This window comes from Brevibacillus laterosporus LMG 15441 (genome assembly GCF_000219535.2).
Lineage (GTDB): Bacteria > Bacillota > Bacilli > Brevibacillales > Brevibacillaceae > Brevibacillus_B > Brevibacillus_B halotolerans.
Genome location: NZ_CP007806.1, coordinates 3,130,903 through 3,147,368, shown reverse-complemented (window position 1 = coordinate 3,147,368; position 16,466 = coordinate 3,130,903). Strand labels below are relative to the sequence as shown.

Sequence of the window (16,466 nt, the reverse complement as noted above, 5' to 3'; positions counted from 1 at the left end):
ATAGAGGTTGCCAGACCCCTTGTAAAATCCGCCCATAAAAGGGGAGAGGCACGTTGACAGCATTAGAGATGAAGGGGATCAAAAAAGCATTTCGCTCTGTCCCAGCTTTACGCGGCGTGGATTTTACTGTGAGACCTGGTGAAGTTCATGCTTTGCTTGGGGCAAATGGGGCGGGCAAGAGTACATTGATGAAAATCATGACAGGTGCTTATGCATTAGATGCTGGCCAAATTTTCATAGATGGAAAAGAAGTTAGTCTGACCGAGCCGCAGGACGCCAAGGCGCATGGTATCCAATGTGTCTATCAGGAAGTGGATACAGCACTTATTGGATATGGAAGCGTAGCAGAGAATATTCTGCTGGAGGGCTTTGTAGAGAGGGGACGATCTCCTTTTATTAACTGGCGAAGCTTGGAGGAAACAGCAGCCCAAGCACTCAAGCGGCTAGGACTCGATATACCTGTGCAAAAAAAGGTCGAGGAACTAACTTTATCCGAAAAGCAGTTGGTGCTTTTAGCTAAGGCGATTGCTCAAAAGGCTAAGATTATTATTTTAGATGAACCAACTGCTCCTTTAAGTCAAGCAGAAACGGTGCAGTTGTTCCAGATCATCAAACAATTGCGGGCACAGGGGATTGGAATCGTATTTATCTCTCATAGAATGCCAGAGGTCTTTAAGATTAGTAATCGAATTACGGTTTTACGAGACGGCGAGCTAGTCTTGTGCAAGCAGGCAAAAGAGACCAATCCGCATGAGGTTATTACCAGTATGCTAGGAAAAGCATTGTCTCAGGAATATCCCAAAGAGCAGGTCAAAATAGGAGAGCGGTTGCTTACGTGTAAAAATGTAGTGGCTGGATCACAAGTACGCAACCTTTCCTTTACGGTTCATGAAGGTGAAATTGTAGGGATTGCGGGTCTTGTGGGGGCAGGAAAGTCGGAATTAGCTCGGGTTCTATTTGGAGCTGACCCACTGACCTCAGGAGAAGTGTACAAAAGAGGGAAAAAGCTGAAATGTACATCGCCAAAAGTAGCTGTTGATGAGGGGATTGCCTTGATTCCCGAGGAGCGTAGGCGAGAAGGCATCATGGCAGAAGAATCCGTAGCTGTTAATTTAACAATGACTACCCTTCATAACTATAGTCGATTCGGTTTCTTGCGCTCGCTGTTAGTAAATGAAGCTGTAAAAGGGCTGATTCAAGCATTACAGATCAAAGTAGCTAACCCGCAGTTGCCTATTGGCTCATTAAGTGGAGGAAATCAACAAAAAGTAGTGATTGGGAAATGGCTGGCGACGGAAGCCGATATCTTTATTCTCGATGAGCCGACGAAGGGTGTTGACGTAGGAGCGAAATCAGAAATCTATAGAATCATCGGCAATTTGGCCAAAAATGGAAAGGGAATTGTGTATCTTTCTTGTGAGTTCGAGGAGCTTGTAGGGATTGCAGATCGCATTTTGGTCATGTACGACGGGTCCTTCGTTAAAGAACTAAGCCGATCACAAGCAACAGTGGAAACCATCATGTATTACGCGAGCGGAGGACAGTAGTATGGTACAAGGAACAGCTAAAGATAAGCTTTTACATCTTCTATTTCGATATGGAACATTAGGTTTTATTGCGATTATCATCGTTTTGTTTAGCATTGTAAATGAGTATTTTTTCACGTTTAACAATATTACTGGTATTTTACAGTCCATTTCTATCGTTACGCTTGTTGCTATTGGAGTTACGTTTACTCTTATTGTCAATGGCTTTGACATGTCAGTAGGATCAATCGTCTCACTAGCTTCTGTCGTGTCAGCCTCTATCATGGTCTGGTTTGAACAAAGCGTGTGGTTAGCCGTTTTGGTACCGATAGTTATAGGAGGTTTGATTGGATTATGTAATGCTTTTCTGGTAGTAAAAGTGAGGATTCCTGATTTGCTGGCTACCTTAGCGGCTCTCTACATTGTGAAAGGAATTCATCTGGTATATACAAAGGGGTATTCCATTACTTCTAACATGGTCATGCCAGATCAGACAACAGCTCCAGGAGTCATATCTCCAACCTTTTTGAAAATTGGCCAAGGAACGATAGCCAACATTCCCATCTCAGTGATTATCATGCTAGTAGCTGTTGTCTTGGTGTATATTTTTCTGCATTATACGCGTTTTGGCCGCTTACTCTATGCAGTTGGTGGCAATCAGGAAGCGGCTCGTCTATCAGGAATTCCAGTTGATCGCTATCGGGTGTTAGCTTATTTGTTATCAGGACTCTTTTGTGGCTTGGCAGGTGTTCTAATGACAGCACGTATCGGGACTGGGCAGGTAGATGGAGGTGCCCCTTTGTTAATGGATGCGGTTGCGGCAGCATTTGTTGGCTATTCTGTGTTAGGAGCTGGCAAACCAAATGTCGGAGGGACCTTTGTAGGTGCTGTACTGATCGGTGTACTCCTGAATGCTTTGACCATGCTGAATTTGCCTTACTATGCACATGATATTGTAAAGGGCACTGTACTTATTTTTGCATTATCAGCAACGTACTATCAGATGAGACGTCGTTTTAGATAAGGTTTGAATGGGCGAACCCAGATAATTTTGGTATACTACGTTTATTATTTTAACGTGTAATTTACTGAAGTATTCCATAATTCCAATAACTGGAGGTTCCTCATGAATATTACTGACATAGAAATCAGACGTCAATTTGTGCCGCTGATTAAACCTTTTAAAACAGCCTTGAGAACGGTAATTACTTCAGAATCGATTATTGTAAAGGTGTCGACCGATACTGGATGTCATGGATTTGGAGAAGCCCCAGCAACTGTGGTGATCACTGGTGATAGTCTTGATAGCATTGAGGGGGCTATCCTGCATGTCATCCGGCCACAATTAGTCGGAAAATCTTTGTCTAACTATGAAGATATTTTTCAAACGCTCCATAGCTGTATGGTAGGCAATTATAGTGCAAAAGCAGCAGTTGATATGGCTATATATGATTTAATAGCACAAAAAGCCAAAATGCCGTTGTATCAGTTTTTAGGAGGATTCCGAAACAGTATGGAGACGGATTATACGGTTAGTGTGAACTCCCCTCAAGAGATGGGAGAGGACGCCGTTTCCTATTTGCAGGCTGGATTTCATACGCTAAAAATTAAGGTAGGCAAAGATGACATTGAACATGATATCCTTCGTATTCAGGAAATTCGCAACCGTGTAGGCAATCAGGTCAAAATTAGACTGGATGCTAATCAGGGCTGGGGGGTCAAGGAAGCGATTCGCTCGATACGCAAGATGGAAGAGATGGGATTGGCTATAGAATTGGTGGAACAGCCAGTTAAAGCACATGATATTGAAGGTCTAAAGCTGGTAACAGATCATGTGGATACACCGATCATGGCTGATGAAAGTGTATTTAGTCCCAAGGACGCGTATGCTGTATTAACCACACGCGCTGCTGATCTTATCAATATTAAATTAATGAAAGCAGGCGGAATCTATAAAGCTCAACAAATTAATCAATTGGCAGAGTTATGTGGCGTAGAATGTATGGTGGGGAGCATGATTGAGACTCGTTTGGGTATCACGGCAGCCGCTCATTTTGCCGCAAGTAAGAAAAATATTACTCGCTTTGACTTCGATGCTCCATTAATGCTACAGCATGATACGGTGAAAGGTGGGGTCGTGTATGAGGGGCGTTGCATGAAGCTAACAGATGCCCCCGGACTAGGTATAACTGATGTGCTGGAGGTAGAACACACATGATTACATATGAACAGCAGTATGTTGTTAGTGTAAATGTAGCAACCCTTTGGACGTCTCCAGAATCACCACGCGAGTTAGATCTGCCTGCCCTACAAAATCCGGCACAGCTCTCTGAGTGGTTGCGTGTTCTTGGCTATCACGAACGGCTGGAGCTTTGTGAGGCAAACAAGACACAGACGCAGGTTTTGTTTGGAACGATTGTTCATGTAGAGGAAGAGGCTGGGGATTGGGTAAAAGTCCTTGTCAGTGACCAGCCTACTCTAAAAAATAAGAAGGGTTATCCAGGCTGGATGCCTCGTGCCCAATTGGCTCTGGTGAATTGGCCCATTTCCACCCCGGAAGAGCTAATTGCCGTCGTACAAGTCAATAAGGCGTGCTTGTATGTTGAAAAGGAAGGGCCCGTTACCGGGGAAGCTAAGCTTCCTTCTAAAGCAATTGAGCTTGAATTGAGCTACCTAACTGAATTGCCTGTCGTTGAACAAGAAGAGATGTGGGTTCGGGTACAGACCCCCATCGGGGAGCGGTGGCTACAAAAGGCAGATGTGTCTATCCGTACACGTGGCGAGAAGAGCGATGTTTCAGGGGAGCTGATTGTGCACGCTGGTAGGCAGTTTCTTGGACTGCCCTATCTGTGGGCTGGGACTTCTTCGTTCGGCTATGATTGTTCAGGGTTTGCCTATTCCATGCATAAAGCATTTGGCAAAATAATTCCTCGAGATGCCTCCAATCAGGCTACATTTGGGCAAGAGATACCGTTAGATAAGGTACAACCAGGAGACTTATTGTTTTTTGCCTATGAACAAGGGAAGGGTGCTGTTCATCACGTGGCCATCTCGCTGGGAGGTACACGGATGCTTCACGCTCCTAAGACAGGACGTTGTGTAGAAGAGCTAGAAATTACTGGACATCCCGAATACGAGCCGGAACTATGTATTGCTCGGCGCTACTGGCATTTAACAAGCCCTGTTTTTATTCACGACGATAAATAAAAAGAATAGACAGTCCGTTATGCCGCCAGATAGTGGTATTTACGTGGCTGTCTTTTTGCTGTGTGGCTATAATCTAGAAGCTTTCCCAATATATCGGGCGATTTGATTGCTTATTAAAAAAGAGCAGAGCAAAAAACTGCTCTTCAGAAAGCAGTAGTTTAGGGGAATGTCTCGTGGGATGAAAAAATGATCCAATTGTACATTCCTGATGAGTATCCATAATAGCTTCAAAAAGAAATCCTACTCCCCAAAAAGAAGATCGTGAAGCGTAGATGGTGTGTGCTTTACGAGCTTCTTTTTTGACCCAACAAAAAGAAACCGCCTCCAATGGCTACAATAATAATACAAATTAGGAGTGTGAACATGTTGGAACCTCCCTCTAAAAGTAAAAATCTTGAAAGAAAACAAGTGAAATTTTTGTGTCTTTCTTAAGAATAACACAATTTTAACACATTTTTGTAACAATGTGTTCATTAGTTTGCCCTAAAAGGTGAAAATCTCTTCTTTAAGAAAATCTACATTTGTAAAATGGATACTTAGTAAAGCGTTTGCCGACTAACAGAAGCTCATTCTTCTCATAAAGAAACAAAAACTTGGAACAAGAAGAGAAGACTCTCCATGTTTCCAAGTTTTTTATATACAAAAAGGTATTCATATCGCTTATAAGTGGATGAATTGTTATAAAAGTCAGTTTGTTTTTCGCTGGAATAGCTTCTTAACAAAGCAGACGACTACTGGCTTGTAAACGACAAATCTGTTATTCCATGACAAGTGATCGTTCTCGTAAGCTTTGTTTTAGCACCTTTCCTAAGCTATTCTTCGGTAGAGCATCAGTGAATCTAATTTGAGGGATCTTATAAAGAGCGAGTCTTTGTTTACAATATTCGATAACGTTTTCCTCCGAAAGGCTACTTCCGACTTCCTTCACAATATAGGCGCGTGGGATTTCACCTAACATTTCATCAGGAGCAGCGACTACTGCTGCTTCTAGAACCTGTGGTATTTGCATGATGACATCTTCTACCTGATCGGGATAGACATTTCTTCCACCAGATACAATAACATCCTTATATCTACCCATAATATACAAAAAACCATCCTCATCAAATTTACCGCTATCACCAGTATGTAGCCAGCCTTCTCTCAGCACCTGATTAGTGGCTTCAGGATTATTCCAATAGCCTTTAAATACATAAGGGCTTTTCACTACAATCTCCCCAACTTCTCCAATAGGCAACTCCTCGCCTGTTTGGGGATGGATAATTTTACATACAACTTTTGGCAGGAGCTTTCCGGCAGATTCGGTTTTTTCCAGCCCCATTTCAGGAGTATAGAAGCTAACTCCGATTGCTTCCGTGCATCCATAAGTGACTGACATTGTAATTCCTAATTCGTGATAGTGCTTAATTAAGGTAGAAGGAACCTTTGTGCCTCCTGTGCTGACAGTTTTTAGTGATGTTGTTTTTCTTTGGCTTTTTTTAAATTCTTGTAGCATATAGGTAAAAATATAAGGGAAAGCAATCATCATCGTAATGTTTTCTTGATCAATCATCTCCCAAATTTTTATGGGATCGTAATCATGCAAAAAGACCAGCGTATTTCCAGCAACGATACTATATAGCATGTTATTAATCGAACTTAGATGGTAGAGATGATGGACGGCAAGAAAACGTTCATTTTGATGAGCATGGGGATAAGAAAGCATTTCATTAAATGATTCAGAGAAAGTACGATGGATGAGCTCGCAAGCTTTTGGATTGCCAGTGGTTCCTGAAGTAAAGCAGTAAAATGCTGTATCGTTTTCATTTACGGTTACAGAAGGGGGCGAAGAAGGATAGTTGCCACTAAAGATTTCTTCAAAAGCTGTTGAGGTATCCATTCCTATGCCTATTAATATCGAAGTGGGGAGTAGATCATTTTTGGGAAGTGCGTTTGCAAATTCCTGGTCATAGAAAAGTATTTTCGGCTTAGATGTATTGAGGATGCCTTCCAATTCATAAGAGGAGTAGGTAAGATTTAAGGGGACAACGATTGCTCCTATGCATAATGCTGCCATCATGATGGTCGGAAAAGGGTGATTGTTTTTACACATGATGGCTACCCGATCACCTTTTTGTATACCGTTTTCCAATAAATAATGTGCCAATTGATTGACTCTTTCGTTATACATTTGAAATGAATAGCGAGTGGACCCACCAACAAGAGCTTCCAAATCAGGTGTTTTTTCAGCACGAATTTTTAACATTGTGTGTAAGGTATTCATCAGATAACCTCATTTCCAAGTTATTTTTTTGCCGTAATGTAAGAACAGTTTTGAAATAGATTACTTTTGTTTACGTATCAAATTGTATTTGAAACGTTTGTCTATTATGTATAATTTTACCTTATACAAGCGGACTTGTACAGATTATGTCGCTGCTTTTTGGACTGAAAATACTTTATAAATAAATGATTTTTGAGATCGTTTTCGTATTTCGTGTTCAACAATTCCCGATTGCTTTTGTTTTCATTGTGTAAATTTCCATTTCACTGGTGAGTCATGCTGAGATTTGCATTTATTGGACGTTATGCTTTAGTTATAAAGTAACTACGTATGGAAAAGGCCTCAACAAAGGTTTACATAACTAAGATGTTTGTAATGAAAGATTATCAGCGTTTGGATCGCTGTGAACTATTTTCATAGATTTGCTATCCGAATATTGTGCTTCTTTTGCTCTTTTTACATGGTTCCCTCTATAATAGAGGCGGAGGTGTGAGTAGCATGTTAATTTCAGCGACAACCAAACTCTACTATCAAAATCCTTATTGGCGGGAATGTACAGCCACCGTCTTACACCAAGTCACCGATGAATTTCAGAAAAACTGGGTTGCGTTTGATCAAACCATCTTTTATCCAACAGGTGGGGGTCAGCCACACGATACAGGATACATAGGGCAGCATAAGGTACTAGATGTAGAAGATAGAGAGGGCGTGGTCTGGCATCAAATAGAAAACCCACTCCATTCAGACCAAAAACAGATTCAGATGAGCATTGATTGGGATCGACGCTTCGATCATATGCAGCAGCATGCAGGACAACATATTTTGTCCGCAGCCTTTGCTGAGGAGTATCGTGCCTCTACCATCGGCTTTCATTTAGGACAAGAAACCTGTACCATCGATTTGGATATAAAAGAATTAACCGAAGAGATGGCAAAAGAAGTGGAAGCCTATGCGAATCAGATCGTGTTTGAGAATCGTGATATCATCGCACGTTTTGTACATGAGGAAGAGCTGGAGAAATATCCGTTACGTAAAAAACCTACTGTTGAAGAAGATATTCGTTTAGTGATTATTCCTGACTTTGACTACAATCCTTGTGGAGGGACGCATCCTAATCGCACTGGTGAAGTAGGACCAATCCTTATTTTGCAGTGGGAAAAGCATAAGGGGCATATTCGCTTAGAGTTTACAGTAGGAAAACGAACAGTAGAGCGATTGCATGATAAGCATGCCCTGTTAAGACAGGTTAGCCGTCTTCTACAAACAAATGAAGCTGGGTTGCAGGAGGCCCTCTTACGATTACATACGGAGCAAAAAGAACTAGCTGACGAGCTGTTGCAAGTAAAAGAAGCGTTGTTCTCCCATGAGAAGGACATGCTGATTCGTCAAGCAGAACAACTAGCTGACAGAATGTTGATTACGCAACGGTATGAAGAGCGGCCCTTATCTGAGCTACAAAAAATAGCACAGCTTATAACTGGGCAGGAAGCGAATGCCATTGTTCTTTTGATCACAGGTGGTACGAAACAGCAATTTGTCTGTGCTTGTGGAAAAGAGGCAGATGTTGAGATGAACACGTGGGTAAAGCGTATTCTACCACGAGTCGAAGGAAAGGGTGGGGGGAACGCATTGATTGCCCAAGGTGGTGCAGCTTCTACTTATAACCCAGATCAAATTCATACCTATGCACGAGAAGAATTGCAGATTTTGCTAGAAAAATAGGTTATTGAACGCTTTCATAAAAAGCTATACAATAGAAAGTAGTTTTCGATGAAGAAGGTGTAAATTTATGTCAGATGAACAAGCTCCAAAAAAAATTAGTCTAGCTGAAGCGATGAAACAACGACTAGCTCAGAAAAAACAACAGGCAAGTGACAAGGATTTTCAAAAAGGAAATCAATCAACTAAAGTACTAAAGACGCAAAACAACAAGAAGCCTAACAATCAACGTAGAAGAACAGGCGGCTCATAGGAGTTCTAACAATTAAAGCTTGGCATGAGCGAATGGAGAAACGCGGAATGTTTCTTGTTCGCTCTTTTACTTTTGAAGGTAAAGCGTATGGCAAACGTAGATTTCATTTGTATACAGTAGCACCATGTTTTTCTTCGATAAGCAGGTATTGCCGAACCGTTTTTCCATTTAACTATTGTTGAATGTTGTCTAATAAGGTAATATTACAATAATGTAAATGGCATATGGATTAGTTATCAATGACATAAAACAATATAAAGACAGGGGTCTAGTGATTATGAGTCTTTTTCTCTCTGTTCTAGGAACAGTTTTTATGGATGTGAAAGGATTTCCGTTTCAAGCATATGAGGCCAAAAACCGGAATCTAGGGAATGTCCAATTTGTTCATGGCGGAGTAGGACGTAACATTGCTGAAAATCTTGGGAGAGCGGGCTGTCCAACCGCTTTTGTATCGGTACTAGAGACCACCGGTATGGGGCCAGACGTTGAGAATCGTTTGAAAGCAGCAAATGTAAGTACGGATTATTCTCATTATACCAAGCACGGTGGAATGGGAATGTGGATGGTTATTTTGGATGAGACTGGAGAATTACAAGGCTCTATCTCTCAAATGCCAGATTTAAAACAGATGGAACAATTGATCAAGGATAGAGGAGAAGAGATTGTTCAAGCCTCCTCACATATTATTACGGAGTTGGACTTAAATCACGAGATCATTTCTCATATCACGAGCTTAGCCAAAAAGCATAACAAACCAATCTATGGTTTGCCAGCTAATATGGAAATCGTGCTTGAGCATCCAGAGCTACTACATGAGTTTGATTGTTTTGTTTGTAATAATTATGAAGCGGACAAAATTTTTGGTATTGATTTTACCAATATGGAAATTGCGGGTCAATTAGCAGTACTTACTGACTACATGAAGCATTCTGGATTACAGCAAATGGTTATTACATTGGGTGAGAAAGGCTCTGTATTCTATGACAAGAAGACGGGAGCTAAAGGGCATCAGCCTGTATTCCCTGTGAATCTAGTTGATTGCAGCGGTGCTGGGGATGCTTACTTCTCTGGTATTGTCATGGGGCTATCCACTGGTTTAACTCTTCAAGAGGCGGTTATATGCGGTACCAGAGTAGCAGGATGGACAATTGAGTCAACAGAAAGCATCTGCCCTGACTTAATGGAGAAAATTGAACAAAATCAAGAGATGCATGACTTACTTTTTCGGCATAAATTAGTAGGTCAGGCGTAGGGATAAGGAACTAACCCTTGTGGTTAGTTCTTTTTTTATAGCATCATTTTTTCATAGCTCGTCACTAGGTAAGAGCATTATTTACGATATAATCCATTTGTCGTATTTCCTTCCTAACCATTAGGCATACTGATTAGCAAAAAGGCGATGCCGTGGACAGCGCTAGGAGGCAGGTAAAAGCAATGATTGGTTATCAAGTAAGCTGGGAGGATGGGGGTCAAATTAAAAAAATACTTGATGATTTCTCCATTCCTTATCGTGTAAAAAACCAGGTAGATCAGCTCATTTTTTTATTTCCTCAGTTACCTTTTGGAAAAGATGTGTTTATTCGTGAAGTATTTTCGCTATATGCCAGTACGCTTTCTTCCCAAAATGAGCGTGGCTAGCTTTATATTTAATGTTAGCAGGGTTGGGCTTCAGCATAGTGTTGCTGGTTCCTCAACCCTTTTTATATAGGAGTAACATAATCGTAAAAAAGCAGCGGAAAGATTTAATGTAGAAAAAATCCAAAAAAATGAATGAAATTTATCTTTTAAAAGTTTAGTAATACTAAAAAATAGGAACTTATTTTTGATTATATATACGCATTACATATGGATTTGAGCATTTTTAAAATATTTTTTTTCAAATTAAGTGAAACTATTTGGCATGTCTTGAGTCTAAACATAGAAGGGAAAGTTATCCAAAAAAACACAAAGGGTAGCAAATGCTTGCCTGATAAAGACCTTTTAAGGGGACAGGCCTTGTATAGGAACTGAAAGGAGCTACAACATGAAAAAAACAAGTTCGATCCTGTCATTGGTGGTGCTCATGTCAACGGCCATCACACCGAGTGCTTTGGCAAGCCAGCTAAAAGCCCCTGTGCTTGTGGCTAGTAACAAAGATGCATACCGATCCATGGATCAAATGAATCAAGGAACGTATCTCACCGAGAAAATTATGGTGAAGGATACGGCAAAGAAAACAATTGAATTGGAACGGTCGGGGTTCCTTACGTTAGCAAACGAGGCACAAGTTTATCAATTATCTGGCGATTCGCTTGTTCCAAAATCTTTGGCAGATGTGCGTGTCGGTGCGGAAAATGTCAGAGTTTATGTAAATGGACAAAATCAAGTCAATATGTTGGTCCTAGAGGGAGAAACACGTGCCGATCGGATGCGCATAGGATTGTACAATACAGGCTTTGGTTCACTTGATCACACTACGTTCCAAGCAAAGTCAGCGGAGGGCTTGTACCTTATTGATAAAAGAACGAATCAGCAGTTTGAGGTTGCACCTAATCAAGTTGTAAACATTACGAATCAAGGAAACAGTTTAACTGTTAGTGTTAATAATCAAACGCTCGTTTCTATGTCGGAACGTCTTTATGTAGTACCTGCTGATAATAAAGATGGACTGACTGAGGTGCTAAGTCTCAAGCGAGCACAAGGAACACCTAAATATCGAGGTGTGCTGGAAGTTAAACCATCTGTGTCCTTCGGTAAGCTATCTATCATCAATGAATTGTCGCTTGAGCAATATTTGCTTCAAGTCGTACCGAGCGAGATGCCAGCATCCTTCGGGGATGAAGCATTAAAAGCACAGGCAATCGCAGCCCGTACATATGCACTAAGCGACTACTACAGTAATCGTTATGCGGCAAAAGGCTTTCATGTAGATGATAGTACGATGAGCCAGGTTTACAACAATACTCTAGAAAATGCGAAAGTGACGAGAGCAGTAGAGGCAACAGCAGGTCTCATCATGAAGTATCGGGATGAGCTAGTTGATGCACGCTACTTTTCATCATCTGCTGGAGTGGTGGCAGGTCGTCATGAAATTTGGCCTGATCCGATTACACAACAATTTCCAGGAAGCGGTGTACCCTATTTGATTCCACAGAGCTTTGTTATGGAATCTCAAAAGAAACAAGGATTTTTGCCAGTAGCCATTTCAAGTGAGGAAGATATGCTTTCGTTTGTCAAAGATTTATCAATCGTGAGCGTAGATTCCCAATCTCCATTTTTCCGCTGGAAGGTTGAGTTATCGAAAGGGGAGCTACAAAATACGATTAATAAAAATCTAGCTGCTCGTGCTGCCGCTGATCCAAATGGAGTATTTATCAGTAATGGCGATGGGAATTTCGTGAAGGGAGCCATTCCTTCTAGCGGTGTAGGTGACCTATATAATCTTTATGTGAGCAAACGTGGTGAGAATGGAAACATTCAGGAGCTTATTTTGGAAGGAAGTAATGGTACCTTTAAGGTAGTGAAGGATTACAATGTACGTTATTTACTCCGTCCTTCTAAGACCTATACCGGTGGTGGAGATGTCATTCTTCATCGAACCGCGGGTGATTCCTCTCACTATGACGCTAAACTAGCAATGAAGAACTACAGCCTGTTACCATCCGGCTTTGTTGCCTTTGAAGTAAGTCGTAATGAGCAAGGCAATCTTCAAAATGTCATCATTTATGGCGGCGGAAATGGTCATGGCGTGGGGATGAGTCAATATGGTGCCTCGACACTTGATAAGCTGGGGCTGCCTGTGGAGCAAATTCTCCAAACCTTCTACCCTAACCACCAATTGGTAAATTTATATCAATCTTAGAATGTTAAACTTTGTTGAACTCTTATGTAAAATGATTCCTAACCATACAAAGATGGCCGTTTGGTCATCTTTTGTTATAGTCTTGATTGCTTGAAATATTAGATTCTCTTTAGTAACTTCCGTCGCAGACAAACATATTTCTTTATAGGATAGGTGCTACTTTAGCAGGTTTATGGTAAGATATTTTGGTCGGAAATGCCTCATACTAGGTAGACCGGCCGATAATAGATTAAAAGAGAGGCTTACAAAAAATGAATTGGAAACAATATTCTCTGATAACGTCTCTGTTACTCCTATCTAAATTTTTTTGGTTTAGAATTTTTATCTACGATGACCGCAACCCTTTTCACTTGCTTTGGGCTGAAACAAGCTCTGTTTTGCTAATCGTCGTAATCTTTACCTTGCTTTTTTATAAGCGAAAAACACTGATGTATACGATTGCTAACTTTTTACTGTCTAGCTTTATGCTTGCGATCGTTGTGTATTATTCCTACTATGGAAAAATCATGACCTACCAAGCATTCATGCAAATCGGACAGGTAAAGGACGTTTCTTCTAGTGTATTTACATTAATTAAACCACAGTATTTTGTGCTTTATCTGGATCTAGTTATTTTCTTACTCTGGTATCGCTCCGTGAAAAAGAAAAAACAAGATGCGGTTCAAGCACAGGTGGACATGACTTTGGTCAAGCGTTTAATTTTGACAGCTTGTTCTGTGGTGGTTCTGTTCTCTTTTGAAGGTGTAAAAGCAGAGCGAACAGCCGGCATTCAAAACGAAACAAAAAAAGCCCAGCAACAAGGCTTAATTACCTTTCAAGTGAATAGCTTCTTGAAAGATCAGAAGGTTCCAGTGTGGAATGAGGAATATATAGCACGTATTAAGGAACTAAAGGCTGAACGTGAAAAACAGCAGCCTAAGCAATTATTTGGAGCGGCAAAAGGCAAAAACGTGATGGTTATTCAGATGGAGGCCTTCCAAAACTTTTTGCTTCATAAAAAAATAAACGGTGTTGAAATCACGCCAAATCTTAATGCCTTGATTAAGGAAAGCTATTATTTCCCACACTTTTTCCAACAGGTGGGGCAAGGAAACACCTCGGATGCTGAATTTATTAGCAACACCTCAATTTATCCAGTAGGAACTTCACCGATGTCTGTTTCTTTTGGAGAAAGAGAGATTCCAAGCTTGCCTCGAATGTTAAAGGAACAAGGCTATGCGAGTATGACCTTTCACGTAAATAAGGTAGATTTTTGGAATCGAGATGTAATGTATCCAGGACTGGGCTTTGATAAATATTATGATACCGATTTCTTTGGATATGACGATATTGTTGGACTTGGACCATCTGACGAAATTTTATTCAATAAAACCTTAGGGGTATTGGAGGAGTATCAAAAGCAGAACCGACCGTTCTATTCTCAGATCATTACCTTGTCGGGACATCACCCTTTTGTTATTCCGCAAGAGAAGAATACACTAGCACTACCACCAGCTTGGGAAGGGACAAATGTAGGTAATTACATGCAGGCCCAGCATTACGTAGATAAGCAGCTAGGAGCTTTATTTGCGAAAATGAAGCAAAATGGACTCTGGGATAATACAGTTATTGTTCTGTATGGTGATCACTATGGCATTACACAAGATGATCAGGGTAAAGATGGGAAACCGATTATTGAGAGCCTGACAGGACATGCTTACGACAAAGTGGATGCGTTCACGGTTCCACTGATTGTTAAGGTTCCAGGCAATGAGACTGGCAAGACGATGGAAAATATGGGTGGTCAAGTCGATATTATGCCAACTATCGCCAATTTAGTTGGGCTTGATCTTTCAAACACGACATATTTTGGTCAAGACTTGCTCAATACGACCCATAATGTACTGGGCGAACGCTTCTATATGCCAAGTGGTTCCTTTATTAATGATGACATCTTGTTTATTCCTGGTCAGAGTCTGGAAGACGGTTCTGCTACGAATATCAAGACACATGAAGCTGTTGTGGATCTGGAACCGTACAGAAAAATGTATGAAGAGACTCTAGAGCTTCTGTCTATATCTGATGCTTATGTGAATCAATTACCAATGAGAGATTAATCAAGGATTAGCACTCTGAAGGGCCGTTTTTAAAACGGCTCTTTTTGCTATATATGCGGAACAAATAAGGACAGGCTTGCTTTTTTTCGTGTATAATAATGGATATTACACAGATGAAAAGAGGGTTATAATGCGCATTCAATTTCATGGACACTCTTGTGTACAATTAACTCATGGTCAGCATTCCATCATTATTGATCCATTCTTGACAGGAAACCCTATTACAACAAGTAAGCCAGAAGATATAAAAGTAGACTACATTTTGTTAACGCATGGACATGGTGATCATATTGGTGATGCGGTACAGATTGCGAAACAAAATGATGCTACGATTTATTGTATGGTAGAACTGGCCCAATACCTGAACTGGAAAGGTGCTAAAACGGTGGGTTTTAACATTGGAGGAAAAGTTCAGCTACCATTCGGCTATGTAAAAATGACACAAGCATTTCACAGTACAGGCATTGTATTTAATGATGAACAACAGATTATTTATACAGGAATGCCTGCTGGACTGATCATCCAAATGGGAGGTAAAACCCTTTACCATGCAGGAGATACAGGGCTTTTTGGCGATATGAAACTAATTGGTGAGCTACATCAACCAGATATTTCCTTCTTGCCAATAGGTGACCATTTTACAATGGGACCAGAAGATGCTTTACTGGCCGCAGAATGGACTAGAGCGAAAACAGTCGTGCCAATTCACTTTGATACGTTCCCGCCAATTAAACAGGATGGACATGCTTTTGTTAAGGAGTTAGCCAAAAAAGGCATACAGGGCAAAGTAATGCAGCCGGGAGAAAGCTGGGAGATATAATGAATGACCAACAGATAGAAAGTGTTGTTAACCAACTATCCACCCGTCAGCGTGGCATTTTAGGCCAGGAGGAATCACGTAGAACAGCCGTACTTGTTCCATTGATCCGTGATGAACATGGAGAGTGGTCTGTTTTATTTGAGAAGCGTGCTTCCACGTTAAGAAGTCAGGCAGGTGAAATTTGTTTTCCAGGTGGACATATAGAGCAAAGCGATCACAATGAATGGGAAGCAGCTAGACGAGAAACGTCAGAAGAATTGGGGCTTGATCCTGATAAGATCATGTATGCAGGAGATTTAGATATTTTAGTCTTGTCCTCAAGCTTACTAATTTATCCTTATGTTGGGTTTATACATAGGAAAATCTCTGAACTAGCTCCTAACCCAGATGAAGTGGAAGAAGTTTTTACGGTTTCGTTACGAACGCTTTTGGACACGATACCTGATCGCTTTGACATTGATCTACGCTTTGAGCCAGGGGAGGATTTCCCGTATCATCTCATTGCCAATGGGCGAGATTATAAGTGGAAACATGGAAAGCTCCCTGAATATTTTTATGAAGCAGATGGCCGGATTATCTGGGGATTAACTGCACGAATTCTACTGCATTTTTTACAATTTTTTCGCAGGTAATCTGCGCAATAAGGACAAATGAAACAGAGTGGAAAACCAAGGAAGACATGGTATAAGGGGACAGTGTCCTATAATACCATGTCTACTTTGGTTTGTTATGTCAGAAAAG

13 protein-coding genes are annotated in these 16,466 nt (G+C 40.9%); 12 read left to right on the top strand and 1 reads right to left on the bottom strand.

The features are described 5' to 3' along the window. Positions 1-53 precede the first annotated feature (53 nt). The 4 genes from BRLA_RS13440 (at position 54) to BRLA_RS13425 (ending at position 4,733) form a co-directional block, all read left to right on the top strand. Positions 54-1,547, top strand: coding sequence for a sugar ABC transporter ATP-binding protein (locus tag BRLA_RS13440; RefSeq protein ID WP_003336078.1), 1,494 nt, complete (start codon positions 54-56; stop codon positions 1,545-1,547). 1 nt (position 1,548) lies between these two features. Next, positions 1,549-2,550 (top strand): ABC transporter permease, encoded by a 1,002-nt coding sequence (locus tag BRLA_RS13435; RefSeq protein ID WP_003336080.1) that lies wholly within the window; start codon positions 1,549-1,551, stop codon positions 2,548-2,550. A gap of 102 nt (positions 2,551-2,652) precedes the next feature. Further along, positions 2,653-3,744, top strand: a complete 1,092-nt coding sequence (locus BRLA_RS13430; protein WP_003336081.1) for a mandelate racemase/muconate lactonizing enzyme family protein — start codon at positions 2,653-2,655, stop codon at positions 3,742-3,744. After that, positions 3,741-4,733 carry a C40 family peptidase gene (locus BRLA_RS13425; protein ID WP_003336082.1) on the top strand — a complete coding sequence of 331 codons (993 nt, stop codon included), beginning with the start codon at positions 3,741-3,743 and terminating at the stop codon, positions 4,731-4,733. The genes BRLA_RS13430 and BRLA_RS13425 overlap by 4 nt, the downstream gene beginning before the upstream one ends. A gap of 757 nt (positions 4,734-5,490) precedes the next feature. On the opposite strand, the gene BRLA_RS13420 is transcribed toward BRLA_RS13425, so the two are convergent. Continuing rightward, a complete protein-coding gene (locus BRLA_RS13420) occupies positions 5,491-6,996 on the bottom strand; it encodes a class I adenylate-forming enzyme family protein (RefSeq protein WP_003336084.1) in 1,506 nt (501 codons plus the stop codon). Between the two features lie 498 nt (positions 6,997-7,494). On the opposite strand from BRLA_RS13420, the gene BRLA_RS13415 reads away from it, so the two are divergent. The 8 genes from BRLA_RS13415 to BRLA_RS13380 all read left to right on the top strand — a co-directional run bounded on the left by BRLA_RS13415 (position 7,495) and on the right by BRLA_RS13380 (position 16,357). After that, the gene (locus tag BRLA_RS13415; protein WP_003336085.1) at positions 7,495-8,718 is read left to right on the top strand and encodes an alanyl-tRNA editing protein; all 1,224 of its coding nucleotides are present in this window, start codon (positions 7,495-7,497) and stop codon (positions 8,716-8,718) included. Between the two features lie 67 nt (positions 8,719-8,785). Continuing rightward, positions 8,786-8,968 (top strand): hypothetical protein, encoded by a 183-nt coding sequence (locus BRLA_RS13410; protein WP_003336086.1) that lies wholly within the window; start codon positions 8,786-8,788, stop codon positions 8,966-8,968. Between the two features lie 277 nt (positions 8,969-9,245). Beyond that, positions 9,246-10,220 (top strand): PfkB family carbohydrate kinase, encoded by a 975-nt coding sequence (locus BRLA_RS13405; RefSeq protein ID WP_003336088.1) that lies wholly within the window; start codon positions 9,246-9,248, stop codon positions 10,218-10,220. Positions 10,221-10,402: 182 nt separating this feature from the next. Continuing rightward, positions 10,403-10,606 carry a hypothetical protein gene (locus tag BRLA_RS13400; protein ID WP_003340408.1) on the top strand — a complete coding sequence of 68 codons (204 nt, stop codon included), beginning with the start codon at positions 10,403-10,405 and terminating at the stop codon, positions 10,604-10,606. A gap of 385 nt (positions 10,607-10,991) precedes the next feature. Next, a complete protein-coding gene (locus BRLA_RS13395) occupies positions 10,992-12,809 on the top strand; it encodes a SpoIID/LytB domain-containing protein (RefSeq protein WP_003336090.1) in 1,818 nt (605 codons plus the stop codon). Positions 12,810-13,060: 251 nt separating this feature from the next. Beyond that, positions 13,061-14,905: an LTA synthase family protein gene (locus BRLA_RS13390; protein WP_003336091.1), complete on the top strand. Its 1,845-nt coding sequence runs from the start codon at positions 13,061-13,063 to the stop codon at positions 14,903-14,905. A gap of 130 nt (positions 14,906-15,035) precedes the next feature. Continuing rightward, positions 15,036-15,725, top strand: a complete 690-nt coding sequence (locus BRLA_RS13385; protein ID WP_003336092.1) for a metal-dependent hydrolase — start codon at positions 15,036-15,038, stop codon at positions 15,723-15,725. Next, on the top strand, positions 15,725-16,357 hold the full coding sequence (locus BRLA_RS13380) for an NUDIX hydrolase (protein WP_003336093.1): 633 nt from the start codon (positions 15,725-15,727) through the stop codon (positions 16,355-16,357). Before BRLA_RS13385 ends, BRLA_RS13380 begins: the two co-directional genes overlap by 1 nt. Positions 16,358-16,466: the final 109 nt, after the last annotated feature.